Origin of the sequence: Amycolatopsis sp. NPDC047767 (assembly GCF_040704195.1) — a bacterium.
GTDB lineage: Bacteria > Actinomycetota > Actinomycetes > Mycobacteriales > Pseudonocardiaceae > Amycolatopsis.
Map to the genome: position 1 here is coordinate 269,751 of NZ_JBEYSJ010000003.1, position 24,647 is coordinate 294,397.

Sequence of the window (24,647 nt, forward strand, 5' to 3'; positions counted from 1 at the left end):
AATCAGGTGCCCTCGGTGATGTCGGTCTCGACGAGTCCGGTCCGCAGTTTTTTCAGCGTCGACGCGAGCAGGCGCGACACCTGCATCTGCGAAACGCCCACGCGGCGCGCGATGTCCGACTGGCTCATGCCCGACCCGAACCGCAGCGCGACGATCTTGCGCTCCCGCTCCGGCAGGCTCTCCAGCATGGGCCGCAGCGCCTCGCGCAGCTCCGCCTGGCTGAGGTTCGCGTCGGGCGCGCCGAAGCGCGTGTGCGCGGAGTTCTCCAGCAGGTTGTCCAGCGAAGCGCCGTAGCGGCCCTGGCCGGCGCGCAGGCCTTCGTACACGTCCTCCATCGGCACGCCGAGGTGCTGCGCGATCTCACTCGGGCGCGGCGCGCGCGAGAGCCGCACGGTGAGCTCCTCGCGCGCGGCGGAGATGGACGCGTTGAGCTCTTTCAGCCGCCTCGGAACCCGTACCGACCAGCTGTTGTCCCGGAAGTGGTGACGCAGTTCACCCGAAATGGTGGGGACGGCGAACGCCAGGAAGTCGGTGCCCTGCGTCGGGTCGTAGCGGTCGACGGCGTGGATCAGGCCGACCGTCGCGATCTGCACGAGGTCGTCCATGGCCTCGTCGCGGTTGCGGAACTTCCGCGCGAGGTTGCGGGCGAGCTCCAGGTGCTCGCGCACCAGTCTGTCGCGGATCTCCTCGCGGCGCGGCGAGCCTTCGGGCAGCTGGGCCAGCTCGTCGAACAGCGACGCCACATCGGTCTCGCCGCCTTCGGCGGGGGTGGTCACGGGCGCGCCACCTCGCTCTCCCGGACGAGCTGAACCCGGGAGAGGTACCGGCCCTCGGCCGGGGTCACGGTGCGGCGAGCCGACGTGGCCAGCGCCGTGAGCAGCTGCCAGGACAGACCGGTGTCGTCACCGTGGTCCGGGGTGTCGGCGACCACCGACACGGTGACCTCGATGCGCCCCTCGATCCACGAGAAGACGCAGGTCAGCTTGCCGTCGGCCGAGGACGGCAGGAGCATCGAGCACGCCTCGTCCACCGCCATCCGCAGGTCTTCCACCGCGTCGAGGTCGAAGTCCTGGCGCATCGCGATGTCCGCGACGATCGTGCGCAGCGTGGGCACCACGTGCGGGATGGCCGCCGTCCGCACCTCGATGAGCTGGGCGTCCTCCCGATCGAGCGGGGCGTTGTCCTCCACGTGCGGTCCTCTCTCCGGCTCACTCGGCCGTGTCCTGTGCTGCCCGGTCTGCTCATGCCCGGGGTGTGAGCAAACCAAACCCGGGTTTGATTCGCGCGACCGGCGGGCATGTAGCGGTCGAAGTGCTGATCCCGGGAAAGGTGGGGACGAGATGGCTGACGTGAGCCGGCTGCCCAACGTGGTCGCCGAGGAGTGGGAGTGGCAGCTGCAGGGTTCCTGCCGCGGCGCGGACAGCAGTCTGTTCTTCCACACCGACAACGAGCGTGGGTCCGCACGCGAGCGTCGTGAGTCGCGCGCCAAGGCGATCTGCCAGACCTGCCCCGTGCTGGCGCAGTGCCGCAAGCACGCCATGACCGTACAGGAGCCGTACGGCATCTGGGGCGGCCTCGGCGAGATCGAGCGCCGTGAGCTGTTCATGCGGGAACGCCGCGCCGCCAAGCGCGACCCGCTGTCCGCCTGACCCAGCCCCGAACCCGCCCCGCGTGCCCCGACGGCACGCGGGTCGATGTGTGCGCGGCCGTTCGCCTGAACGCCCTTGCCGCCGTCCGGCTCTTGCTCTCCTGCGCCGTTGTCCGGGACAGTGGCGGCCGACGCGGCGGCGGTCACCCACTGGGTTAGGGTTGGACTTTCCAGATGCCTGGAACCGTGAACGGTTGCCGCTTGAACTACAGGCGCGTACCGGCGCAGCAGCAGCGCCTGACGAGGAGAAACTGCATGCCCGCAGCCGACCAGAACGCCACCCCTCCGGGGTTCGGCATCACGCTGGACACCGAGGCCGCCGAGCCGCGGGTGGTGGTCAACGGTGAGCTCGACCTGCTCACCAGCCCGCAGCTGCAGGAAGCCCTTGCCGGGTTGATCGCGGACAAGAGCTCGCAGCGCGTGGTGGCCGACTTGACCGGGGTGACCTTCTTCGACTCCTCGGCGTTGAACGTGGTCCTGCACGCCCAGCGGCAGGCCCGTGAGCAGGACGTCGAGCTCGCGGTGGTCCCCAGCTCGGCCGTGAGCCGCGTCATCGAGCTCACGGGAGTGGCCGAACACCTGAGCGTGTCGGAGGAACCGCCCGCCTGATCCCCGATACGGTCGCGCGGACCTGAATTCCGCTCGCGACCTGGGGGAGATCCACGATGATGGGGCGCACCCACGCCCTGACCGGCTGGTGCGCGGGGCTCGCCCTCGCGCCCGCGGTCGGCGCCGGTTCCGTGCACCAGGCGGTGGTCTTCGCCGCCACCACAGCCGGCTTCGCGTTGCTCCCCGACCTCGACCACCCCGGCGCCAGCGCGTCCCGCCTCCTCGGCTGGCTGACGGGCGCGCTGTCGTGGCTGCTGCGCCGCGTTTCGGCGGCGGTGTATGCCCTGACGAAGGGGCCGCGCGACGAGAAGGTGACCGGCAAGCACCGCCACCTCTCGCACACGGTGCTCTTCGCCGCCGGTCTGGGTGCGCTCGCATCGTGGGGGGCTTCCGCCGGCGGTCCGTGGGCCGTGTTCGGTGTGATGCTCTTCGGTCTGCTGCTCGCAGAAGGCGCCCTGGGCGACTGGCTGCTGCCGGTCATCATCGGCGCCATCCTGTGGTGGTACCTCACCGCGCCGCCCGATCACGTCGCGCAGCTGCAGCAGATCTCGGGCTGGCTCGGCATCGCCGTGGCGGCCGGCTGTCTGGTCCACTGCCTCGGCGACTCGCTCACCGAGTCGGGCTGCCCGTTCCTCTTCCCACTGCCCATCGCGGGCGAAACCTGGTACGAGATCCGGCCGCCGAAGATCTTCCGCCTGCGCACCGGCAAAAAGGTGGAGACACGGCTGGTGTTCCCGATTTTCGTCGTCGTGGGCGTGCTCCTGGTCCCCGGCGTGTGGGGCTGGACGACCTCGACGGCCGAACGCCTGTTCAGCCCACCGGCGGCACAGACCGCGACGCAGTGATCCGCTTCGCCGCCGCCGCGGTGTCGGTGTAGTCGCGGGTGTGGGAGATCTTGCCGTCGCGCACGGTCAGCACCATGACGTACGACGAGACGAACGGCTCGCCGCCGAAGTCGCCGTGGAGGTCGAACTCCGTGACGAGCACGGACGGGTCGGTGGTTTCGTGCACGACGACGTTGTCCGCCTTGGTCATGCGGCGCACCGACGCGGCCGCGCGGAAGCGTCGGCGCAATTCCTCGCGCCCGTGCGTCACGCGCGGCACGCCGACCGGGGTGAAGGGCATTTCCAGCACCACGTCCTCGGCGTAGAGGTCGGCGAGGTCGTCCCAGCGGTTCTCCACGGACGCGTCCAGGAACTGCCGGAACACCGTCGCGGCACCGGTCATGGTGTGCGCGGCCGCGGTGTTGGGGAAGTCGCGGTACGCCGTTATCTCTCCATTGTGGACGGTCACCAGCCCGACCGACGACGGGAACCCGTAGCTCTCCCCGGTGTGCGGGTTGCGGCCCTCGACGGTGAGCTCCGCGACGAACCCGTCGGCCAGTTCGCGGATGCCGACTTCCACGGAATCCAGCCCGAGCGCTCGGGCGCGGACGGCGCCGTCGCCGAGCGTCGCCAGGATCGCTTCGCGGCCCTCGACGCGGTGTCCGTGGAAGGGCAGTTCGTACACGGCTTCGGCGGCGAAGACGTCGGCGAGCGGCGCGGGGTCGAGCGTCTGCATGCTGCGGACGAAGAGCTGCGAGATTTCGGACACGGTTCGGCTCATCAGGAGTTCTCCGAGGAAGAATGAGGTTTAATCGGAACGGTGCACCCGGTTCCCACGATACGGAGTGTGCGCTCCGGTTGTCAACGAGATCGAGGAGGACGCCCGTGGACAAGCCAGTGCTGCGCGCCGACGCGCGCCGCAACCGGGCCCGCGTGCTGGCCGCCGCCGAGGAGGCCTTCGCGGCCGACGGCCTGGCCGTGCCCCTCGACGACATCGCGCGGCTCGCGGGCGTCGGCGCGGGCACGGTCTATCGACATTTCCCCAGCAAGGAAGCGCTTTTCCAGGCCGTGGTGCTGGAGCGGCTGGAGCAGTTCGCGGCCGAGGCCCGCGAGCTCGTCGACGCCGAAGACCCGGGCGAGGCCTTCTACGACTACTTCGCACGCGTGATCAAGCAAGCCTCCCTCAACCGCGCGATCTGCGAAGCCCTCGGCGCCACCACGGGCTCCGCGTACAAGGCAGACGTCGGCACGGAGTTCCGCGCGAACCTCGCCGCCCTGCTCGAACGCGCGCAGGCCGCGGGCGCCGTCCGCACCGACCTCGACGGCGACGACCTGCGTGCGCTCATCGTCGGTGCGTTGGCGGTGGAGCGCTATTCGCCCGGCAGTCATCACTTGGTCCGCGTGCTGCTCGACGGCCTCCGCACCGTCACCCCGGCAGGTCCCTGAGCTTCCGCAGCGGCGACGCGAGCAGGATCGCCGTCGACAACACCAGCCCGACGCCGACGACGTACGGCGTGGTGCGCATCGACGTCACCGTGGCTCAGGCCGCCACCCGCCAGGCTGCCCAGCGGCGCGGTGCCGCGGATCAGCGTCGTCGAGGTCACGCGACCCAGCAGCCGCCTCGGCGTGACGGCCTGGCGGAAGCTCACGGCGTAGACGTTGACGAGGATGATCCCGAACCCCCGCGCCTGCACCGCCGGCGACGTACCCGCCCAGGCCGTCTGGCGCCTGTCGCCGCTGCCCTGTGGTCGACCTCGGCCCTCTGCCGACCTCAACTCTCTGTGACCTGCCCTCGTGATCCGCCGATGTCCGCTGCGTGACCTGCCCGAGTTGTCCACAGCGGCATCGAGTTGTGGATAACTCGGGCCTCTGCGCAGCTTTTCAACGGTCCTGTCGGCGCTGGCCGGTAGAATGGAGAGGGGACGCCCCCCTTGGGAGGGCGGGGGTTTTGCCTGGTGAGCGCCTCGCAAAGGGCGATTGTCGAGCGCCGAGCCGGGCGCTGGGGCGGCGGGTGGCTGCGGAGCCGGCGCGAGTGTCGTCAGAGCGATCGGGCCGCGAGGGTGGCGCTGCTGGTGAGCGGAAAGCGGCAGAATCCGGTGGCGCCGCACAACGTTTGCTCGTGGGAGGCCGGCCGGGGCCGGTCGCGGCGAGCCCTTGGACCTGCGGCGCAGTGTCATCTGATCGAAAACTTGAGTTTATTCGGCTCAACTTGCACCGTCTGTAACGGGGCATAAGATCAACGCGACTACTCCTCGTACCCGCGCGTCGGCTCGGCGAGGGAGGTGCCGGTTTGTCCAACACGGCTCCGACCTGGGGTTCTGTCGTCGTAACCGGGCTCGCCGGCTTCGCCGTCGGCCTGCTGGTGGCGGCACTCCTCGTGGCCGGGAACTCGCCGGTGCGTCCGGCTGATTCGTCGGTCCCGTCGTCGCCACCGCCCGCGCAACCGGTCACGGTGACGGTCACGGGTCAGCCGCCACCCCCGGTGACTGTCACGCAATCGCAGTCCGGACAGTCCGAACCCGCGCCGCCCCCGCGCACGACGACGTCGACGGTGTCCGTGACCCGCGAGCCGCCGGCGCCCGTGTCGGAGTCGGGCTCGCCGACGTCGCTGGGGCCGACGTCGGCCATCGCGCCGAACGTCGCCTCGTCGCAGTGGTGATGCAACCGGCCGGGCGCCCCCGTACGTCTGGCTGACGTGCGAAGACACCTGGCCGTCGCCGTCCTCCTGCTCAGCCTCGCCGCCTGCAGCCCACCACCGCTCATGTGCCCGGCGATCGCCGCGCCCGACGGCCTCGCCATCGACGTGCCGGCCGGGCAGTTCAGTCGAGCGGAAGTAACGGCGTGCTGGTCTGGCCACTGCACCCGGCGCCAGGTGGAGCTCCAGAACGCCACCACTGCCGGCCCCACCACCTGCACCGCCACGGCCTGCGCAGCATCGGCCACGCCGACCGGCGGGCGGTACGGGTTCGTCGAGATCCCCGGACTGCCCGCCGCGCCCGTCGAAGTCGAGCTCGCCTTCGACGGTGGCCGGCCGCAGCGAACGACCGTCCACCCATCGACGCCGAAAGCGAGCCGGTGTGGTGAGCCAGGAGTCCAAGTCCACCTGGTCGTCGGGCCCGACGGGACCGTTCGCTAACCCACGTCCCGCCGGCGCCAGCCGAACAGGCCGACCACCAGGCACGCCACCGCGATCACCAGCAGCCACACGATCGGTGTCGCCGTGAAGGCCGCGCCCGGGAGCTTCGGCGGGTGCTGGAACGGCGAAACATCCAGCACCGCCTGCGGCGCGTTCACCACCGGCCCGAAGAGGCTGATCAGCAGCCCCAACGCACCGGCCGCCCAGGCCAGGCCGGTGAAGCGCGGCAGCAGCCCGAAAAGCAGCGTGCACACCGAAACGATCACCCACGTCGCCGGCACCTGCACCAGCACGGCCGTCAGCATGTCGGCCACGGAACCCCCGACGTCGCCGGAGCGCAGCCCGTGCGAAATGCCCAGCAGCACTCCGCCGACGAGCACCAGCAGGGCTGTCCCGACGTACGCGAACACGAGGTGGCTCGCCGCCAGCCGCAGCCGGCCGACGCGGGTGGCGAGGAGCGGTTCGAAGCGCACGCCCGTCTCCTCGGTGCGCATCCGCAACGTCGCCTGCACGCCGTAGAGCGCGCTGAGCATGGCGAACAGGCTCACCATCGTCGCGAGGAACGCGTCGACGATCGCATCGGAACCGCCGAGGCGCTCGAAGATCTGACGCGTCTGCTCGGTGTCGCCGACGAGGCCGGAGATGCCGCTCGCGATGGAGCCGAACAGCGCGCCGCCGACGGCGAAGCCGATGACCCAGCCCAGCAGCGGGCCGCGTTGCAGCCGCCACGCCAGCGCGAACGGCGTGCGCAGCGAGGCCTTCGCTCCAGGCGGTCCCGGACGGGGCGGCACCAGGCCGGTGCCGACGTCGCGTCGCGGCAGGAGGGCGTAGCCGGCGGCGCCCAGCACGAAACTCAGCACGACGGGCAGGAGCAGCACCCACCACCGTTCGCCCGCGAAGGGGCGCACCTGCTGCGACCAGCCGATCGGCGAAAGCCACGAGAGCCAGTGGGCGTCGGACGTCGAGTCGCCCGCGCCGCGCAGCAGGAAGGCGACGCCGATCACCGCGGTGCCGATGCCGTTGGCCGTGCGCGAGTACTCGGCGAGCTGCACGGCCACCGCCGCGACGCCCGTGAACACCAAGCCCGCCAACGCCGTGCCCGCGCCGAAGGCCAGCGCACCGTCGGCCGGCAGCTTCGCGCTGATCATCGTGCCGACCTGGATCACGCCGATCAGCACGCTCGCCGCGCCGGAGACGAGGACGGCCGCCGTCAGCGCCGCGTAGCGACCGACCACAGTGGACGCCAGCAGCTCCGCGCGACCCGAGTCCTCCTCGGCGCGCGTGTGGCGCGTGACCGTGAAGACCGCCATCAGCCCGATGAGCAGCGCGAGGAACCCGCCCATGCGCCACGCGATGAAGCCACCCGCCGTCGTGAGGTCGAAGGCGGGGCCGTAGAGCAGGGAGAACGACGGGTTCGCGGCGGCACCCGCGGTGAGTGCCGCGCGGCTGGCGGCGTCGGGGTAGAACTGGTCGTAGCTCGACACCGTGGCGGCCGGGACGATGCTGAGCAGCACGATCCAGATCGGCAGGATCACGCGGTCGCGCCGCAGCGCGAGCCGCGTGAGGTGCCAGGTGCCGACGAGCGCCGTGTTCGTGGCCGGCGCCCGCGTGAGGGTCGCGGTCATTTCCCGGTCCCCTCGGTGTAGTGGCGCAGGAAGAGCTCCTCGAGCGTCGGCGGCTGGCTGACCAGGCTGCGCACGCCGACCTGCGTGAGCTGGCGCAACGCGTCGTCGAGCGAGCGCGTCTCGACGTCGAACTTCACGCGGTTGCCGGTGACCTCGAGGTCGTGGACGTCGGCGAGATTGGCCAGGCCGTTGGGCGGCCCGGCCAGCTCCGCGGTGATCGACGTGCGGGTCAGGTGGCGCAGCTCGGCCAGCGTGCCGGACTCGACGGTGCGGCCGTTGCGGATGATGCTCACCTTGTCGCACAACGCTTCCACCTCCGCGAGGATGTGGCTCGACAGCAGCACGGTGCGCCCCTGCGCGCGTTCCTCCTGGATGCACTCCTGGAACACCGACTCCATGAGCGGGTCGAGGCCCGAGGTCGGCTCGTCGAGGATCAGCAGGTCCACAGTGGACGCGAGCGCGGCCACGATGGCGACCTTCTGCCGGTTGCCCTTGGAGTACGTGCGGCCTTTCTTGCGCGGGTCGAGGTCGAACCGCTCGATGAGGTCCTTGCGCCGGCCCTGGTCGAGCCCGCCGCGCAGGCGGCCGAGCAGGTCGATCACCTCGCCGCCCGAGAGGTTGGGCCAGAGGTTGACGTCGCCGGGCACGTAGGCGAGGCGGTGGTGCAGGCACGCCGCGTCGCGCCAGGGATCGCCGTCGAGCAGGCGCACCTCGCCCGCGTCGGCGTGCAGCAGCCCGAGCAGAACCCGGACGGTGGTGGACTTCCCGGCGCCGTTCGGGCCGAGAAAACCGTGGACTTCCCCCACGGGAACCTGGAGATCGAGGCCGTCGAGGGCCATCGCCGCGCCAAACGACTTGTGGAGGCCGGAGATCGAGATGGCGTTTCCCATGTTTCGGAAGCTACACTTGTTTCACGAAGTTGTGAAGTTAAGAAAATGTCTGGATCTAGTGATCATGGCCTGGGGCGTGCGAGAGGATGGACGAATGACGACGCAGCGAGACGAGGACGCCGTCCGCCGGTACGTCGAGAGCCTGGGCCTCGTGCTGTCGCAGATCGGGATGCAGCGCATGGCCGCCCGCGTCTTCGCGGCCCTGATGACGACCGACGAAGGTCAGCTCACGGCCGCCGATCTGGCGTCGCAGCTGTCGGTGAGTCCCGCGGCCGTTTCCGGTGCCGTGCGGTACCTGGAGCAGGTGGGGCTCGTGACGAAGGTCCGCGAGCCGGGCGAGCGGCGCGACCACTACCGGCTGTACGACGACCTTTGGTACGCGACATTCCTCAAACGCGACCGGTTCCTGATCATGTGGCGCGACGCGGCCGAGGAAGGCATCGACGCGCTGGGCGCGGACACGCCGGCCGGCAAGCGGCTGGCGGAGATGCAGGACTTCCTGTCGTTCGTGCTGAAAGAGGTCACGAACCTCTACGACCGGTGGCACGAGGAGCGGTCCCGGCAGCGGGCGGCCGAAGCCTGATGGTCTAGCGGAACCCGGCGATCAGCGTTTTCGCCAGGCGGGCCGCGACGGCGGTGCCGCTGTCGGTGTCTTCGAAGGAGTCCAGGAAGGCCTGCTGGAAGCACGCGCCGAGCAGCAGCCGTGCCGCCGCGTCGAGGTCGGTGTGGGCGGGGATGCGGCCGAGCGCGGCTTCGGCCCGCAGGTACGTCTCCACCAGGACGATCGGCTGGTCGGGGCCGTGTTCGGCGTCGAGCGCGGCGCGGTGGGTGCGCAGCAGGTCGCGCGAGGAGAAGATCGAGACGGAGATCGGGAAGCTCGCGCGGTAGAACTCGAGCGCGGTGCCGGCCAGCTCGGTCAGGTTCTGTTCCAGCGACGCGTCGGCGGCGTGGCGCGTGAGGCGCGCGGCCGTGGCGCCCAGCGCCGGCAGCTCCTCGCTCAGCACGGCGAGGAACAACGCCGTCTTGTCGCGGAAGTGCTTGTACAGCAAGGCTTCCGAATACCCCGCGGCCTGCGCGATGGCCTTCGTGGTCGCGTGTGCGTAGCCCTGCTCGCGCATGACCTTGGCGGCTGCGGCGACGAGGTCCTGACGGCTTCCCAACGGTGCTCCCTGAGGACGTTCTCAGCGTGGTGAGTGTTTACTCACCCTACCTGGTGAGTAAACACTCACCCCTGGGTCGGAGGAGTCGCCATGAAGATCACCGTTCTCGGCGCGAGTGGACGGATCGGCACGCTGGCCGTGCGGGAGGCGCTCGCGCGGGGCTGGCACGTGACGGCCGTGGTCCGGTCGCCCGAGCGGCTGCACGTCGCGAGCCATCCGCGGCTGGACGTCGCGGTGCACGCGCTCGACGATCCTTCGCTGGGTTTGGCGCTCGAGGGACGCGACGCGATCGTCCTGGCGCTCGGGGCGCGCGACCGCCGTCCGACCACGGTGAACGCCGACGGTGCGCGAGCCGTGATCGCGGCGGCCGGGACCACGCGGTTCGTCGCGGTGAGCGCGATCGGCCTGACGACCGAGGGCGACGACCCGTTCACGCGGTTCGTGGTCAAGCCCATCCTGGGTGCGGTGCTGCGCAACGGTTTCGACGATCTGCGCGTGATGGAGTCGGCGATCCGGGCCAGTGACCTGAAGTGGACGATCGTGCGTCCGCCTCGGCTCACCGACGGTCCGGCCACGGGCCGGGTGCGGTCGAGTTCGCGAGGCGCTTTGCGGGGCGGCTTCAGCATTTCGCGCGCGGACGTCGCGACGTTCCTGCTCGACGCGGCGGAGGATACGGCGTTGGTCGGGGAAACCGTCGGGATCGCGCGCGGTTGAGGACGAGTTGTCCACAACTCGCTCTGCCTGTGGACAACTCGGCCTCGCGGGCCGGAACGGTCGGTGATCGTGTTTAAGGTCGGTGGCATGGCTCTCCTCCGGCTCTTCCTGTTCGCCGCGCTGGCCCCGGTCCTCGCGGTGCAAGCGCTGCGCGTCCGCCGCGGCACCCCACGCCTGCCCGGCGCCGGCGGGCCGACCTCGGGCGTCCTCGGCGACGGCCCGGTGGTCCGGCTCGTCGTGCTCGGGGAGTCCACCGTGGACGGTGTCGGCGTGGCCGCGCACGCCGACGGGCTCACCGGTCAGCTCGCGAACGAGCTCGCCCGCCGTGGTCTGCGGGTGCGCTGGCAGGCGGTGGGTCTGACGGGGGCGACCGCCGCGGTGGTCCGGCGGTCGCTGGTCGCGCGGCTGGCGCCGGCCGACGTCGTGGTGGTCGCGCTGGGGGTGAACGACACTCTCGAGCTGCACTCGGCCGCGCGGTTCCGGCGCGACCTGCTGGGGGTGGTCGCCGACGTGCGGCAACGGCTGGGGCCGGTGCCGGTGGTCCTGGCCGGGGTGCCGCCGATGGCGAGCTTCCCGTCGTTGCCCCGGCCGCTGCGCGACGCGCTGTCCGCGCGCTCGACGGCGTTGGACGCAGCCGCGGCCGAGCTCGCGCGGCTGCCGGGTGTCACGTACTCGGCGATGACACCCGACCTGCTGCACGAGGGCACGTTCGCCGAGGACCGCTTCCACCCGGGGCCGATCGGGTACCGCGATTGGGCCGCGGCGCTGGCGCCCGCGGTGGTCGCCGGCCTACCCGGGGTCACGGTCGATCCGCATCCGAGGGAGCCGCGCCAACCCATCTGATCAGCGGAGACGAAATGTTCCCAGAAATCTTCGCTCTCCGTGTATCTGGGGGGACCCTTGTTGCGTCCTATGGGGCAGCCGAGGGAAAAGGGAGACCCAGATGCCCGCCGAGTCCACCGAAGAGAACACGCCGACCACCCCCGCCCCGCCGGTCACCACCGGCAAGCCGCCGCACGGTGGCGGTGGCACGACGCAGCCTGACGGCGCTTTCGACCCCTACGACGAGCCGACCACCTCGAAGTAGCGAGACCGGGCGGCGCCCGGGGGCCGAGGGGGCTGCCGGACGCCGTCTGCCGGGCGGGTTCAGGGGAGGAGCCGCCCGGACGGGTTCGATGGGGAGCGGACCCGTGGAAGAGGGAGGGGAGCGCCGGCCGGTGCGGGTGCACGCCCGCGCCGGTCGGTGCACGAAGCCGCACCACCGGGCCGACCCACGGGGGAGCCGCCCCGGCGCGGCTACAAGGGCCGGTCCACCGGATCGGCCCACGGAGGCCCGGTGCGGCTGGCGATCCGGTGCACCACACCAGATCGGGTGAGCGGCCAGGGCGGATCACGGAGCGGGCCGGAGGACCAACCGGCCCGGGTCGGCGGTCTGGCGCACCACGCCGGATCGGGTGATCAACCGGACCGGAGGACCAGACCGGTCCACGACGAGCCGGCCCGCCACCGCGGACCACGAGGACAGGAACCGGCACACCACGCCGGCTCACGGCGAGACCAGGTGACTGAGGACCGACCCACCAGGTCGGGCCACGGAAGCCGGACCCGACGAGGGGGAGGACCGGCGTACCGAGCCGGCACGACCGAGGACCGACCCGCCAGGCCGGAGCACCGCGACACGAGGGACCGACCCGCCAGGTCGGCCACCGGCAACTGAACCGCGAGGACGAGGACCGGCGCACCGAGCCGGCGCACCGAGACGGCGAGGACCGAGACCGAGGACCGAGAACCGAGGACCGGCCCCACCAGGTCGGGCCGCGGAAACCGGCCGCAAGGGGCTGGCCCACCAGGCCGGCCCGCCCACGATCGGACCACCCAGCACCCGACCGTGAGCCACCGATCCACAGCACCGATCACCACCACTCCGCAGCACCACTCCGCAGCACCGACCCACCACGACGGCCCACCACCCGAGTAAGTGACCCGATGTATCCCAGCCCTTCCTGCCTGCTCCTTCCCCGAGAAGGCCCCCGAGACAGACCCGCGACACCGCCGCCGAACCCAACGCGCCTCGAGAGCGAGGCAGATACGGTGACCGACGTGCAAACCACCGAGGTAGACCCGCCATGGGAAGGCCTGACCGGCGTCGACCTGCACGCTGCCTGCATGGAGGCGGCGCGGGCCGGTGACCGGCGGGCGATGGCGAAACTCGTCGAGGAGCTGACGCCGCTCGTCTGGCACGTCGCGCGCGCGAACGGGCTGAACCGCCAGGTCGCCGAAGACGTAGTGCAGACGGTGTGGCTCGCTCTGTTCAGCCAGCTGGAGAAGCTGCGCGATCCGCGCGCGCTGGCCGCGTGGCTGATCACCACCGCGAGACGCGAAGCTGCCCACCCGTACGGGCGCCGCGTCCAGCCGGTGCCGTTGAGCGAAGAGGTCGCCGAGAACCTCGAAAGCACCCACCCCGCGCCCGAGGACGAAGCCGTGCGCGCCGACAACGACCGACGGGTCTGGCGCGCCTTCCTCCGGCTGCCCACTCGCTGCCAGGAACTGCTTCGCCTCACCGTTCTCGCCGGCCGCGCCGAATACCAGGCGGTGGCCGAAGCGATGCGGATGCCGCGCGGCAGCATCGGACCCACCAGGGGTCGTTGCCTCGACACGATGCGCGATCTCCTCGCAGGAGAAGGGGGTGGCCGATGAACGACATCGGCGCGCCGGGAAGTGGCAGCGCTCTGCCGGACGACGAGACGCTGCTTGCCGATCTAGGCCGTTTCCTCGACGAACTGGACCCGCCACCGGACGATCTGGTGCAGCGGGTCCAGTTCGCGCTCGAACTGGAGAACCTCGACGTCGAGGTCGCGCGGTGGGAGCGCGCCGGCGAGCTCGCCGGCGTCCGCAGCACGGCCACGGGCACGATCACGTTCACCGTCAGCGACCTGACGGTGATGATCAACTTGACCCGCGTCGGCAAGCTGCACCGGATCGACGGCTGGCTCGCGCCCGCCGGCGAGTACGAGGTGGAGATCCGCGTGGCCGACGAGGGCACGTTCGCCACCGTCGCCGACGAGGGTGGCCGGTTCGTGCTCGAGAACGTGCCGTGCGGGACCACGCAGATCCTGGTGCACCTCGGTGAGGGGCCGCGGCGCCGGACTGTCGTGACTCCCACGGTCGTGCTCTAGAACCCGGACGGGCGTTACGGCGTGTCGCTGGAGTGTGCTCAGATAGAGGGTGTGTCCGAGCAGCAATCCGCCTCCGATCGGGTGATCGCGGCGGCGGCTGACTTCTACACGAGGGGCCGCGCCGCAGCCGCCGACTTCCGGCCGGGCGCCGCGGTACGCCTGTTCCACCAGGCGCTGAACCGGCTCGCGCGGGCTCCCGAGCCGGTGGGCGACGTCCTCGAGCTGCACACCCGCGTGCTCATCAGCCTGGCCTCGGCCGAGGCGGAGGTCACGTCGACCGAGGCGGGCCTGGCGCACCTCGAGGTCGCCGAAACCGTGCGGCTGCGGCTTCCGGAGGGCGCGGTGCGCGGCTCGTTGCGGCTGATCATCAGCCTGCAGCGCGCCGTTGTCGTGATGCGCGCGGGCCGCTCCGCCGACGCGCTGGCCCTCTACGACCTCGTGCTGCCGTCCATCGAGTCCGAAGTGGACGACGGCTTCCTGCTGCTCGTGCGGACGCTGAACAACCGCGCCCTCGTGCACATGGCGATGAACAAGCCGGACGCCGCGCACCGCGACCTCAGCCGTGCGCTCACGCTCGCCGTCGAGCACGGTCACACGTTGCTCGAAGGGAAGATCCGGCAGAACCTCGGCGACCACGCCCAGCTCGTCGGCGACGTGCCCGAGGCCTTGCGCAACTACGAGGAAGCGGCGCGGCTCTACGGCACCGTCAGCCCCGGATCGCTGCAGGTCGTGCGCCTCGACCAGGCGCGGGCGCTGCTCACCGCGGGCCTCGGCGAGGAAGCGGCGCGCCACCTCGACGAAGCGCTCCCGCAGCTGCGGGCCAACCGCACGGGCCAGTACGTCGCCGAAGCGGAAGTCGCCCGCGCCGCCGCCGCGCTGCTGGAGGGAGACTTCGAGCTGGCGCGCAAGTTCGCGTCCGCCGCGCGCCGCCGGTTCCTGCGCCGCGGCAACACGACGTGGGCCGAGATCGCCGGCCTCGCCCGGTTCCGCGCCGACGCGCACAAGATCCTCAGCACGCGGGGCGCCCGGTCGACCCCGCGGCTGCCCGCCGAACTCGTGGCGCTGGCCGAACGCCTGTCGGGGCTCGGGGTGCGTGACGAGGCGGCCGTCGCGCGGCTGCTCGCCGTCCGGCTCCTGTTGCGGCGCCGGGAAATCGACGAGGCCGCGAAGGTGCTGGCCCGGGTGCCGAAGCCGCGCGAGACGACGCCGATCGACCACCGGATGCTGTTCCGGCTGTGCCGCGCGGAGCTGGCCGTGGCCACGGGCCGGCCGCGGTCCGCGCTCGCACAGGCGCGCGCCGGGCTTCGTGAGCTGGGCATGATCCGCGACCGCATGGGCGGGCTCGACCTGGTGTGCGGCACGGCCGTGCACGGCGAAGAACTGGGCCGGCTCGCGATGCAGCTCGTGCTGCGCCGCGCCCGCAACAACGCCGCGGGCGCCCGCCGCATGTTCGCGTGGCTGGAGCGCACGCGGGCCCAGGTCTACCGCTACGAACCGCTGCCGGTGATCGAGGATCCGGTGCTGTCGAAGCACATCACGGAGATGCGGCACCTGCAGCGCACGATCCAGCGCGCCCGCGCCGAGGGCGAGCCCGTGAAGGCGCTGGAGCAGCGCTATTCCGCACTGCAGCACGAGGCGAGCCGGCTCGGCTGGCACACGAGCCCGTGGGGCCGGCCGCGGCCGGTCGCGACGCCGGACGAGGTCGTGGCGCAGCTCGGCGACCGTGTGCTCGTGAGCCTGGTGCCGTACAACGGGCAGCTGTACTCGGTGGTCGTCGACCGCGGGTCGTTCCGGCTGCTGAAGCTCGGGCCGTACCACGACATCGTGGAGACGGCGAAGCAACTGCACGCCGACCTCGACGCCCTTGCACCCGACCACCTGCCGCCGATGCTGGCCGAGACCGTGGCGGCGTCCGCCGTCCGGCGCGCGGACAAGCTCGACGCGCTGATCTCCGCGTCGCTGGTCAAGACGCTCGACGACCGCGAACTCGTGATCGTCCCGATCGGGCAGCTCTACGCGATGCCGTGGGGCGCGCTGCCGTCGCTGCGCGGCCACGCGGTGTCCATCGCGCCGTCGGCCACCGCGTGGATCACCGCCAAACGCGCTACCGACGCCGACGCCGTGCTGCTCGCCGGCGGTCCCGGCGTGCCCGGCGCGGTCGGCGAGGTGAGCAAACTGCGTTCGGTCTACCCGGACGCCCGGCTCGTCGACGGCTCCGGCGCCACCAGCTCCGCCGTCCTCGCCGCGCTCGACGGCACCCGCCTGGCCCACCTCGTCGCCCACGGCGCCCACGAGCCGGCCAACGCGTTGTTCTCCCGCCTCGAACTCGTCGACGGCCCGCTGTTCGCGCACGAGACCTCGCGCCTCGCGAACCCGCCCGAACGCGTTGTCCTCGCGGCCTGCGAGCTGGCGATGAGCCACATCCGCCCGGGTGAGGAAGCCCTCGGCTTCGCCGGCACGCTGCTCGCGAGCGGCTCTCGTACGGTGATCGGCGCCGTCGCCCGCGTCGGCGACCGCGCGGCGGCGGACACGATGGCGGACCTGCACCGGCGGCTGTCCGACGGTACGCCGCCCGCGCTGGCGCTGGCGGAGGCGATCGCCGTGGACCCGCTGCGGCGACCGTTCGTCTGCCTGGGCGCGGGCTGACCGACTAGCCCAGGAAGTCCGCGAGCGGAACCGGCGTCAGGCCGTCTTTCTTGGCCTGCGCGAGAAAAGCTTCGTAGTCTTCCTTGAACGTCTTGCGGAAGTGCATCAGCACGATGTCGCCCGGGCGCAGCTTGTCGCCGACCTGGAACTGGACGTGGCCGTCGTTCACGGCCGCGGACCACAGCACGGCGACCCGCATGCCGCAGAGCTGGGCGGCGTGCAGCGTGTTCTGGTCGTAGTTGCCGAACGGTGGCCGGAACAACACGGGCCGCACGCCGAGCTCGCGCTGGAAGTCGTCGGCGTCGTCGCAGATCTGCTTTTGCTGGTAGGCCAGCGGTTTGCCCTTGAGGTTGGGGTGGTCGACGGTGTGGTCGCCCAGCGTCGCGCCCGTCGAGTCCAAAATGGACTTGAAGTAGGCCTGGTGGCCCTTCACGTAACGCTGGTTCAGGAACAGCACCGGGTGCCCGCCCGACTGCTGGATCAGGCCCGGCGCCGAGGGGTCCTTGACGGCGCCGTCGTCCATGGTGATGAACACGTACGGCTTCGTGGTGGTGATCCGGCGGACCACGCCGACCTTGCCGTCGGCGATGGCGGGTGCCTTCTGCTGCACCGTGCCGAACGGGTACGGCCCCGGCGGAACCGTCGGGTGCACCGCGCCGGGCGCGGGGTTCGGCTGGCTGGGCGACGGCGCCACAACCGGTGCCGGCGCGGAACAAGCCGCCACCGCGAACAACCCGGCCACCACCACACCCAGCTTCGTCACACGCTTCACACGAGGGGAGACGTCGCGCCCGGGGCCGGAGTTGAACCGCTGTGGCCCAGCGCACCCCGGTCAGCGCCCGGAGTCGGCCGCTTTGACCAGTTGTGCCGACAGAATCCGGATCGCACCGCGGAGCGCGGCGGCGGCGAAGGCTCCGGTGCCGGGCACGGACTCGGTGAACGAACCCGTCCAGCGCAGGTCCGTGCCGCCCGCGGAATTGGGGGTGAAGAACACCTCGGCGCGGTAGTCGCGGACCGGCCCGGAGCCGTCGAACGTGTAGACGTGGCGCCGGTCGGGCTCGTACTCCACCGTTTTCTCGCGCAGCAGCACCGGCCACAGTCCCACCTCGCGGACGGCGCCGACGCCGTTGGGATCGTCGTCACCCCGCCGTGCCCAGCGGGCCTGAACGATCAGCGGCCGGCCCCACGTCGACCACAGCGGACCCTCGGTTTCCAGGCGGAACAGGACTTCCGGCGGCGCCGTGCTCACGCGGTTGACCTCGAACGAGAACGTACGGCCCGGCATCGTCGGCCCCTTCCGTCTTGTTGACAGGGTGATAATTAACCCGAGACGCTCAGCGTAGGTCAAGATGGGTGCGTGAGCCGCCCCGACTTCGCCGCGCCGCACTGGCTGGTCCAGCTCCTCCGCTCGAAACCGGTCCCGGTGCCGTGGAACATGGTCGCCCGCGCCGTCCTCGCGCTCGCCACGCCGCTGGCTGTCGCGTACGCGGCCGGCGACATCGCGGTGGGTGCCCTGGTTTCCACCGGCGCGCTGCCCGCCGTGTTGTCCGAGGCCGCCGGGCCGTACCGCTACCGCGCGCGCCGGCTGGGCGGCGCGACGCTCGCGGCGGCCGGCGGGTACCTCGTCGGCCTCCTCACGGGCGCGGTGCCGGCGTGGTCGATCCCGGCGATCGTGGTGATCGCCGCGGTGTCGGCGCTGATCAGCGCGGCCGGCAGCAACGCGTCGGTGGCGGCGCTGCAGATGTTCGTCTTCTGCGTGCTCGGCACCGCGCAGCACGCGACGGGCCTGAAGGTCGAAGAGCTGTTCGGCTACTTCTGCCTCGGCGCGGCCTGGAGCCTGTTCGTGGCGCTGGTGACGTGGACGGTCCGTGGCACCAGCCCCGAACGCACCGCTGTCGCGCAGGTCTACATCGAGCTCGCCGCGATGCTGTCGGCCACCGACGAGCCGACGTCGCGCGTCGCCCGCAACCAGCTGACCACGGCCATGAGCACCGCGTACGACCGGCTGCTCACCGCGCGCTCGTGGCTCTCGGGTCGCGATGCTGCGTACCGCCAGCTGCTGAACCTGTTGTCCGCCACCACTCCTGCCGTCGAGGCGTCCGTGGCGATGGTCAACGCCGGGCACCGGCCGCCGCCCGAGGTCATCGACTACCTCGCCGGCGCGGCCGCGTCCGTGCTCGCGACCCAGCCGCTGCCTGCGCCGCCGCCGATGCCCGAGGACGACCTCGACCCGGTGGAGTCCGCGCTCTACGCCGGTCTCGCGCGCATCGAGAAAGGCGACGACCGGCAGCGCCGCAAGCCCGCGTCGCCGGCGCAGCGCTTGCGCGAATGGCTCGGTTCGCTCGCTTCGGGTCCCTACACGTGGCTGGCCGCCCTGCGCCTCACGGTGTGCGTGGCGGTCGCCGAGGTCGTGGCGCTGCTGGTGCCGTTCGAGCGTTCGTACTGGATCACGCTGACGGTCGGCGTGGTGCTGAAACCCGACTTCGGCTCGGTCTTCGGCCGCGCGCTGCTGCGCGGCATGGGGACGATCGCCGGCGTCGGCCTCGGCGCGATCGTGCTCGCCGTCGGCGCGCGCGGCTGGGTGCTGGTGGTGCTGATCGCCCTGTTCGCGGGCGGTGCCGCGATCGGGAAGGTGCGCAACTACGGCATGCTCGGCACCTTCGTGACGCCGCTGATCATCCTGCAGATGGACCTCGCCCAGACGGGCAGCTGGTCGGTCGTCCTCGCGCGGCTGCTGGACACCGTCACCGGCTGCGTGATCGTGCTGCTGATCGGCTACCTGCTCTGGCCCGGCTCCCGCCGCCCGCGTGTCGGCGGCCGGCTGGCGGACAGCTTCGACACGGTCGCGGATTACGTGCGTGCGGCCTTGGTCCTCAACTCGACCCCCGAAGCGCGACTGGCCCGGTCACGCTCGCGCCGCGCCGCCTACCGCGCTCTCGCGGACCTGCGCACGGCGTTCCAGCAGGTGATCGTGGAGCCCTCACCCGCGGGCCGGCACGCCGTGGCATGGTGGCCGGTGATCGCCGGGCTGGAGCGCGTGGCCGACGCCGTCACGGAGGTCGCCGTGACACTCGGCCGCGGCGTGCCCGCCCCGTCGCCCGCGGAGATCTCGCTGATCACCGACGCCTTGGCCGAGCTCGCAGCAGCCGTGCGCGAACAGCGTGAGCCCGGATCCGTGCCCCTGCCGGACAGCGCCCAGCTCGCCGGCGTCGTCGACCAGCTCGGCTCGACCTTCGACGCGGTGCGCGGTCCGGACCTCGTCGAGACCACGCCGCTGCGGCTGGTGCGCCGGTTCCTGCCCTACCACCGGCGCACCTGACCGGCCGCCTACTGCTGCGGGGGCTGCTGCTGACCGTCGCCGGGCTTGTCGGTGCCGGCGAGCTTGCCGAGGAAGTCCTTGGCCTTTTCCACCCCGCCGTCGATCTGCGCGTCGTGGCCGCTCGTCTTGGCCTTGGCGAACCCGGCCGCCTTGTCGAGGCCCTGCTCGATCTTGTCGCTGTTGTCTCGCAGCGCCTCGGTGGCTTTGTTCTTGAGCTCGTCGAAGTTGATGCCCATGCTCGCTCCCCAATCCCGGAGTTCAGACGCCCCCATCGTCACACAACGGACGCCCCCGGCAACTCCGGCGAATTCCCTGGGGTCAGTTGACTTCCCCGGCGGCCACGCCGTCTTCCAGCGCCGTGATGCGGCCGCCGCGTTCGCCCAGGCCGATGAGGGCTTCGCGGGCGTCCGGGGCGGACAGGGTGATGCGGACGCCCGAGCGGGCGGCGTCGTGGGCGGCGGCCCAGGCCAGGGCGCCGTCGTGGCCGGCTTTGATGGTGGCGGCGAGGCCGCCGGTGGAGGCGAGCGAGCCGCGGGCGGCGCCGAGGCGGCCGAGGGCCTCGTCGACGATGGGCAGGAGCGCGTCGCGGTTGCCTTCGGTCATGGCGCGGACCAGTTCGGGGCTGGAGCCGGCCACGCGGGTGCCGTCGCGGTAGGAGCCGGCGGCCAGGGACATCGCGAGCGGGCCACCCTGGGCGCCGATGGTCGCCAGGATCGCGGCGAACAGGTGGGGCAGGTGCGAGATCCGCGCGACGGTCTCGTCGTGCGAGTCGGCGGGCAGCGGCACGGCGAACGCGCCGACGTCGAGCACCAGCCGGGTCACCTCGGCCCACGCCTCCAGGTCGGTGTCCTCCTCGACGCCGACGACCCAGGCCGCGCCCTCGAACAGCGAAGCGTTGCCCGCGAGCCAGCCCGACTCGGCCGTGCCCGCCATCGGGTGCCCGCCGACGTAACGCGTGTACGGCGCGCGCCGGCGCACGGCGTCGAGCATCGGGCCCTTCACGCTGACGACGTCGGTGAGAATGCAGTGCGGTGCGTGCTGCGCGACCAGCCGCAGCAGGTTCTCGACGGCCGGCAGCGGCACGGCGAGCACGATCAGCGCCTCGGCCGACTCCGCCCGGTGCAGCGCGGCTTCCACGTCGGTGGTCACGTCGTAGCCGGCGCGGCTGGCGGCGTCGGCGTCCACTTCGGACACCGCGGCGCCCCACGTGGTCCTGCCGCCGGCCACGCTCGCGCGCAGCAGCGACCCGCCGATGAGCCCGAGCCCGATCACGCACACATCTCGCACGGGCCTCATCCTGCCAGTGGCCGCAACCCGGCTACAGCGTGGCCGCCAGGCGCGTGCCCTGGTCGATGGCGCGTTTCGCGTCCAGCTCGGCCGCCACGTCGGCGCCGCCGATGAGGTGCACCGGCGTCGAACCCAGCGCGTCGGCCAGGTCCCGCACGGGCTCCTGACCGGCGCAGACGACCACCGTGTCCACCTCCAGCAGCCGCGGCTTCCCGTCGACGGTGACGTGCAGCCCGGCGTCGTCCACCCGCTCGTACGTGACGCCGGAGATCCGCTCCACGCCCTTCGCCTTCAGCGCGGCCCGGTGCACCCAGCCCGACGTCTTGCCCAGCGACGCCCCGATCGGCGTCTTCTTGCGTTGCAGCAGGTAGACGGTCCGCGGCGACGGCGAAGGCCGCGCCACCCCGAGCCCACCCGGGGCCAGGTCGGGGTCCGTGACGCCCCACTCCGCCATCCACTCGTCGCGATCCAGGGGCGACGACGTGAGGAACTCGCTCACGTCCACCCCGATCCCGCCGGCCCCGATCACGGCGACCCGCGACCCGACCGACGCGCCACCTCGCACGACGTCCACGTAGGACACCACCTTCGGATGGTCGATCCCCGCCAGCGTGGGCACCCGCGGCACGACGCCCGTGGCCAGCACGACCTCGTCGAATCCGGTCAGATCCGCCGCCGAGGCCCGCCGCGAGAGGTGCACCTTCACGCCCGTGACCTCCAGCCGCCGCGCGTAGTAGCGGATGGTCTCGGCGAACTCCTCCTTGCCGGGGATCCGCCGCGCGATGCCGAACTGGCCGCCGATCTCGTCGGCCGCCTCGAACAGCTCCACGCGGTGGCCGCGCTCGCCCAGCGCCGTCGCGGCCGCGAGCCCCGCCGGGCCGGCACCCACGACGGCCACGTGCTTCGCCCGCCGAGCCGGCGACAGCACCAGCGTCGTCTCGTGCCCGGCGCGTGGGTTGACCAGGCACGACACGGGTTTGCGGCGGAACGCGTGGTCGAGGCAGGCCTGGTTGCACGCGATGCAGGTGTTGATTTCGTCGTCCCGGCCCTCCGAAGCCTTGCGGACCCACGCCGGGTCGGCGAGGAACGGCCGCGCCAGCGACACGAGGTCCGCATCGCCGCGCGACAGCACCTCTTCGGCGACCTGCGGCATGTTGATCCGGTTCGAGGTGACCACCGGGATCGACACGTGCGGCTTGAGCTTCCCGGTCACCCACGTGAACGCGGCGCGCGGCACCGAAGTCACGATCGTCGGCACACGCGCCTCGTGCCAGCCGATGCCGGTGTTGATGATCGTCGCGCCGGCGGCCTCGACGTCTTTCGCGAGGGCCACGACGTCGTCCCAGCTCTGGCCGCCTTCGACGAGGTCGAGCATCGAGAGCCGGTAGATGATGATGAAGTCCGGTCCCACCTTTTCGCGCGTGCGCCGCACGACCTCCACGGCGAACCGGCGGCGCTTTTCCGCGGAGCCGCCCCAGCCGTCGGTGCGCTTGTTGGTGCGCTCGGCCAGGAACTGGTTGATCAGGTAGCCCTCGGAGCCCATGATCTCGACGCCGTCGTACCCCGCCTCGCGGGCGAGGGTCGCGCAGTCGGCGAACGCGCGGATCGTCCGCCGGATGCCGTATCCGGTCAGCGCACGCGGGCGGAACGGGTTGATCGGCGCCTTGAGGCTCGACGCCGAGACGCTCAGCGGGTTGTAGGAGTAGCGGCCCGCGTGCAGGATCTGCAGTGCGATCTTGCCGCCGGCCTCGTGCACGGGTGCGGTGAGCTGCCGGTGTTCCCCGGCCTCCGCCGTCGTCGAAAGCTTCGACGCGAACGGCAGCAGCCAGCCCGTGCGGTTCGGCGCGAACCCGCCGGTGACGATCAGGCCGACGCCGCCGCGGGCGCGCTCGGCGTAGTACTCGGCGAGCTGCGGGAAGTGCGCCGCGCGGTCTTCGAGGCCGGTGTGCATCGAGCCCATGAGCACGCGGTTGCGCAAGGTGGTGAAGCCGAGGTCCAGGGGTTCGAGGAGATGCGGGTAGGGCGTCATCGGGCGTCCTTCTCGTCGTGGTGCAGTGCGGTCAAGACCTCGTCGAGCCACTCGACCTGGCCTTCTTCGGCCCGGATTCCGCCGCGCAGCACGAGGTACTGGTGCCGGGCGCGGCCGCTCACGGGTGCGGGGAAGTCGCGTTTCTCGATCCGGCGGTACGCGTCGAGCCGCTCGGCGTGGGCGGCGCGGTGCCGGGCCAGCTCTTCGGCCACGGCCTGTTCGTCTCCGAACGACGCCCCGCGCAGCTTCACCGCCAGCTCCTGCGGCCCGGCCGACGCGTTGGGCTCCGCGAGCCACCGCCGCAGCTCGGCGCGGCCGGATTCGCTGACGGTGTGCACCTTCTTGTCCGGCCGCCCGTCCTGCGCGACGGTCTCCACGGCCACCCAGCCGGCCTCTTCCATCCGCTTGAGCACGCGGTAGATCTGCTGGTGGGTGGCGCTCCAGAACAGGCCGATGGACTTCTCGAAGCGGCGCGCGAGCTCGTAGCCCGAACCCGAGCGTTCGGACAGCGAGACGAGGATCGCGTGCTCCAGTGCCATGGCGCTCAGGGTGCTATGCAACTAGGTGCATTGCAACCCGGTGCAACGCAGGTCACCCGGCAGGGTGGGGCAAATCGGGTCGACGAATGGCGTGAACCGACCAGGATGGACACCGTGCACCCGGTTCTGGAACTGATCAACGAGCGGCTGGCGTCGGGCAGCGTGCCGGGGGAGCGGAGTGACGACCGCCGCCTCGTGCTCGCGATCGAAGGGGGCAGCAGCCGCGGCACGTACTCGAGCGGCATGGTCCTGGCCCTGGACGAGATGGGCGCGACACCCGCGTTCGACGCCGTCTACGGCTCGTCCGCCGGGGCTCTGAACGCCGCGTGGCTGCTCTGCGGACGCTCGCAGACGGGCGTGCGCACCTGGTGGAACCCCACCGTGATGCGCCGGATCATCAACCCGCTCCAAGCGCTGCGGGGCAAGTCCGTGATCGACCTGGACTACCTCGTGCACCAGGTGTATTCGGTGCTGGAGCCCATGGACTTCCCGGCGATCCTCGCCAACCCCGTCACCTTCCACCCCCTGGCGACCGACGCGGACACCGGCGAGTCCACCGACCTGCACCCGTTCATCTCCGAGGTTGCCGACATCAAAACCGCCCTGGCGGCCTCGTCGTGCATGCCCGTCCTCGCCGGCCCGCCCATCGCGATGGGCGGGCATCGCTTTGTCGACGCGGGCGTGGCGGAGCCGCTGCCCTTTCGGACGGCCCTCGCCCAGGGCGCGACGGACGTGCTGGTCCTGCGGACGCGCCGCTCGGACGAGCTCCCGGCCCCACCGCCCCGGGTCCAGGACGTCGTCGTGCCCCGCTTCCTGCGCCGCCACGCCCCGGGCACGATCAACGCCTGGCGCGACCAATACGCCCACGACCTCGACGACGAACGCCTGCTACGCGAAGACCCCCGCCTGGCGAGCATCCGCCCACCCGCCGGCTCCCCGGCCGTCGGCGCCCTGGAACGCGACCCCTCCGTCCTGCGCCGCGCGGTGGAACTGGGGCGGGACGCGGTGTACAGCGCGTTGGAGCAGCTGAGGGAAGCTTCCTGAA

27 protein-coding genes are annotated in these 24,647 nt (G+C 71.7%); 15 read left to right on the forward strand and 12 right to left on the reverse strand.

What is annotated here, in order from left to right:
• Positions 1–2 precede the first annotated feature (2 nt).
• The gene (locus AB0878_RS07420) at positions 3–776 is read right to left on the reverse strand and encodes a SigB/SigF/SigG family RNA polymerase sigma factor (RefSeq protein ID WP_364044307.1); all 774 of its coding nucleotides are present in this window, start codon (positions 774–776) and stop codon (positions 3–5) included.
• Positions 773–1,189: an anti-sigma factor gene (locus AB0878_RS07425; RefSeq protein WP_366577451.1), complete on the reverse strand. Its 417-nt coding sequence runs from the start codon at positions 1,187–1,189 to the stop codon at positions 773–775. Before AB0878_RS07425 ends, AB0878_RS07420 begins: the two co-directional genes overlap by 4 nt.
• Before the next feature lie 151 nt (positions 1,190–1,340).
• Between AB0878_RS07425 and AB0878_RS07430 the strand changes: the two genes are divergently transcribed.
• The 3 genes from AB0878_RS07430 to AB0878_RS07440 all read left to right on the forward strand — a co-directional run bounded on the left by AB0878_RS07430 (position 1,341) and on the right by AB0878_RS07440 (position 3,102).
• Positions 1,341–1,649 carry a WhiB family transcriptional regulator gene (locus AB0878_RS07430; RefSeq protein ID WP_326567734.1) on the forward strand — a complete coding sequence of 103 codons (309 nt, stop codon included), beginning with the start codon at positions 1,341–1,343 and terminating at the stop codon, positions 1,647–1,649.
• A 254-nt stretch (positions 1,650–1,903) separates the two neighbouring features.
• On the forward strand, positions 1,904–2,257 hold the full coding sequence (locus AB0878_RS07435) for an STAS domain-containing protein (RefSeq protein WP_220245742.1): 354 nt from the start codon (positions 1,904–1,906) through the stop codon (positions 2,255–2,257).
• A gap of 59 nt (positions 2,258–2,316) precedes the next feature.
• Positions 2,317–3,102: a metal-dependent hydrolase gene (locus AB0878_RS07440; RefSeq protein WP_366577904.1), complete on the forward strand. Its 786-nt coding sequence runs from the start codon at positions 2,317–2,319 to the stop codon at positions 3,100–3,102.
• Here the strand turns inward: AB0878_RS07440 and AB0878_RS07445 are convergent.
• A complete protein-coding gene (locus tag AB0878_RS07445; protein ID WP_366577453.1) occupies positions 3,068–3,862 on the reverse strand; it encodes a nuclear transport factor 2 family protein in 795 nt (264 codons plus the stop codon). The two genes, AB0878_RS07440 and AB0878_RS07445, sit on opposite strands and share 35 nt — an antisense overlap.
• A gap of 104 nt (positions 3,863–3,966) precedes the next feature.
• On the opposite strand from AB0878_RS07445, the gene AB0878_RS07450 reads away from it, so the two are divergent.
• From AB0878_RS07450 to AB0878_RS07460, 3 genes are all read left to right on the forward strand, one after another.
• Entirely contained in the window at positions 3,967–4,527 is a 561-nt protein-coding gene (locus AB0878_RS07450) for a TetR/AcrR family transcriptional regulator (RefSeq protein ID WP_366577455.1), read from the forward strand.
• An 844-nt stretch (positions 4,528–5,371) separates the two neighbouring features.
• Positions 5,372–5,740 (forward strand): hypothetical protein, encoded by a 369-nt coding sequence (locus AB0878_RS07455; protein WP_366577457.1) that lies wholly within the window; start codon positions 5,372–5,374, stop codon positions 5,738–5,740.
• Positions 5,741–5,776: 36 nt separating this feature from the next.
• Positions 5,777–6,217, forward strand: coding sequence for a hypothetical protein (locus tag AB0878_RS07460; protein WP_366577459.1), 441 nt, complete (start codon positions 5,777–5,779; stop codon positions 6,215–6,217).
• Here the strand turns inward: AB0878_RS07460 and AB0878_RS07465 are convergent.
• The gene (locus AB0878_RS07465; protein ID WP_366577461.1) at positions 6,214–7,842 is read right to left on the reverse strand and encodes an ABC transporter permease; all 1,629 of its coding nucleotides are present in this window, start codon (positions 7,840–7,842) and stop codon (positions 6,214–6,216) included. The two genes, AB0878_RS07460 and AB0878_RS07465, sit on opposite strands and share 4 nt — an antisense overlap.
• On the reverse strand, positions 7,839–8,732 hold the full coding sequence (locus AB0878_RS07470; RefSeq protein WP_366577463.1) for an ABC transporter ATP-binding protein: 894 nt from the start codon (positions 8,730–8,732) through the stop codon (positions 7,839–7,841). Before AB0878_RS07470 ends, AB0878_RS07465 begins: the two co-directional genes overlap by 4 nt.
• A 94-nt stretch (positions 8,733–8,826) precedes the next feature.
• On the opposite strand from AB0878_RS07470, the gene AB0878_RS07475 reads away from it, so the two are divergent.
• The gene (locus AB0878_RS07475) at positions 8,827–9,315 is read left to right on the forward strand and encodes a MarR family transcriptional regulator (protein WP_366577465.1); all 489 of its coding nucleotides are present in this window, start codon (positions 8,827–8,829) and stop codon (positions 9,313–9,315) included.
• Positions 9,316–9,319: 4 nt separating this feature from the next.
• On the opposite strand, the gene AB0878_RS07480 is transcribed toward AB0878_RS07475, so the two are convergent.
• Positions 9,320–9,892: a TetR family transcriptional regulator gene (locus AB0878_RS07480; RefSeq protein WP_366577467.1), complete on the reverse strand. Its 573-nt coding sequence runs from the start codon at positions 9,890–9,892 to the stop codon at positions 9,320–9,322.
• A gap of 90 nt (positions 9,893–9,982) precedes the next feature.
• On the opposite strand from AB0878_RS07480, the gene AB0878_RS07485 reads away from it, so the two are divergent.
• From AB0878_RS07485 to AB0878_RS07510, 6 genes are all read left to right on the forward strand, one after another.
• Positions 9,983–10,606: an NAD(P)H-binding protein gene (locus AB0878_RS07485; protein ID WP_366577469.1), complete on the forward strand. Its 624-nt coding sequence runs from the start codon at positions 9,983–9,985 to the stop codon at positions 10,604–10,606.
• Between the two features lie 87 nt (positions 10,607–10,693).
• On the forward strand, positions 10,694–11,449 hold the full coding sequence (locus tag AB0878_RS07490; RefSeq protein WP_366577471.1) for an SGNH/GDSL hydrolase family protein: 756 nt from the start codon (positions 10,694–10,696) through the stop codon (positions 11,447–11,449).
• 100 nt (positions 11,450–11,549) lie between these two features.
• The gene (locus tag AB0878_RS07495; RefSeq protein WP_366577473.1) at positions 11,550–11,693 is read left to right on the forward strand and encodes a hypothetical protein; all 144 of its coding nucleotides are present in this window, start codon (positions 11,550–11,552) and stop codon (positions 11,691–11,693) included.
• Positions 11,694–12,697: 1,004 nt separating this feature from the next.
• On the forward strand, positions 12,698–13,303 hold the full coding sequence (locus AB0878_RS07500) for a sigma-70 family RNA polymerase sigma factor (protein WP_366577475.1): 606 nt from the start codon (positions 12,698–12,700) through the stop codon (positions 13,301–13,303).
• On the forward strand, positions 13,300–13,782 hold the full coding sequence (locus AB0878_RS07505; protein ID WP_366577477.1) for a carboxypeptidase regulatory-like domain-containing protein: 483 nt from the start codon (positions 13,300–13,302) through the stop codon (positions 13,780–13,782). Before AB0878_RS07500 ends, AB0878_RS07505 begins: the two co-directional genes overlap by 4 nt.
• A 174-nt stretch (positions 13,783–13,956) precedes the next feature.
• Positions 13,957–16,428, forward strand: a complete 2,472-nt coding sequence (locus AB0878_RS07510) for a CHAT domain-containing tetratricopeptide repeat protein (protein WP_366577906.1) — start codon at positions 13,957–13,959, stop codon at positions 16,426–16,428.
• 4 nt (positions 16,429–16,432) lie between these two features.
• Here the strand turns inward: AB0878_RS07510 and AB0878_RS07515 are convergent, their stop codons facing one another.
• Together AB0878_RS07515 and AB0878_RS07520 are read right to left on the reverse strand one after the other, a co-directional pair.
• Positions 16,433–17,122 carry a polysaccharide deacetylase family protein gene (locus AB0878_RS07515; protein ID WP_366577908.1) on the reverse strand — a complete coding sequence of 230 codons (690 nt, stop codon included), beginning with the start codon at positions 17,120–17,122 and terminating at the stop codon, positions 16,433–16,435.
• Positions 17,123–17,260: 138 nt separating this feature from the next.
• Positions 17,261–17,713 (reverse strand): SRPBCC family protein, encoded by a 453-nt coding sequence (locus tag AB0878_RS07520; RefSeq protein WP_366577479.1) that lies wholly within the window; start codon positions 17,711–17,713, stop codon positions 17,261–17,263.
• A gap of 72 nt (positions 17,714–17,785) precedes the next feature.
• Between AB0878_RS07520 and AB0878_RS07525 the strand changes: the two genes are divergently transcribed.
• Positions 17,786–19,747, forward strand: coding sequence for an FUSC family protein (locus tag AB0878_RS07525; protein WP_366577481.1), 1,962 nt, complete (start codon positions 17,786–17,788; stop codon positions 19,745–19,747).
• 8 nt (positions 19,748–19,755) lie between these two features.
• Here AB0878_RS07525 and AB0878_RS07530 read toward each other — a convergent pair whose 3' ends face one another.
• The 4 genes from AB0878_RS07530 to AB0878_RS07545 all read right to left on the reverse strand — a co-directional run bounded on the left by AB0878_RS07530 (position 19,756) and on the right by AB0878_RS07545 (position 23,602).
• Positions 19,756–19,983 carry an antitoxin gene (locus tag AB0878_RS07530; RefSeq protein ID WP_366577483.1) on the reverse strand — a complete coding sequence of 76 codons (228 nt, stop codon included), beginning with the start codon at positions 19,981–19,983 and terminating at the stop codon, positions 19,756–19,758.
• A gap of 82 nt (positions 19,984–20,065) precedes the next feature.
• Positions 20,066–21,043: a prephenate dehydrogenase gene (locus AB0878_RS07535; RefSeq protein ID WP_366577485.1), complete on the reverse strand. Its 978-nt coding sequence runs from the start codon at positions 21,041–21,043 to the stop codon at positions 20,066–20,068.
• A 22-nt stretch (positions 21,044–21,065) separates the two neighbouring features.
• Complete coding sequence (locus tag AB0878_RS07540; RefSeq protein WP_366577487.1) at positions 21,066–23,063, reverse strand: NADPH-dependent 2,4-dienoyl-CoA reductase; 1,998 nt, start codon at positions 23,061–23,063, stop codon at positions 21,066–21,068.
• Positions 23,060–23,602 (reverse strand): PadR family transcriptional regulator, encoded by a 543-nt coding sequence (locus AB0878_RS07545; protein ID WP_366577489.1) that lies wholly within the window; start codon positions 23,600–23,602, stop codon positions 23,060–23,062. The genes AB0878_RS07540 and AB0878_RS07545 overlap by 4 nt, the downstream gene beginning before the upstream one ends.
• A gap of 105 nt (positions 23,603–23,707) precedes the next feature.
• Between AB0878_RS07545 and AB0878_RS07550 the strand changes: the two genes are divergently transcribed.
• The gene (locus AB0878_RS07550; protein ID WP_366577491.1) at positions 23,708–24,646 is read left to right on the forward strand and encodes a patatin family protein; all 939 of its coding nucleotides are present in this window, start codon (positions 23,708–23,710) and stop codon (positions 24,644–24,646) included.
• The last annotated feature ends 1 nt before the right edge of the window (position 24,647 follow it).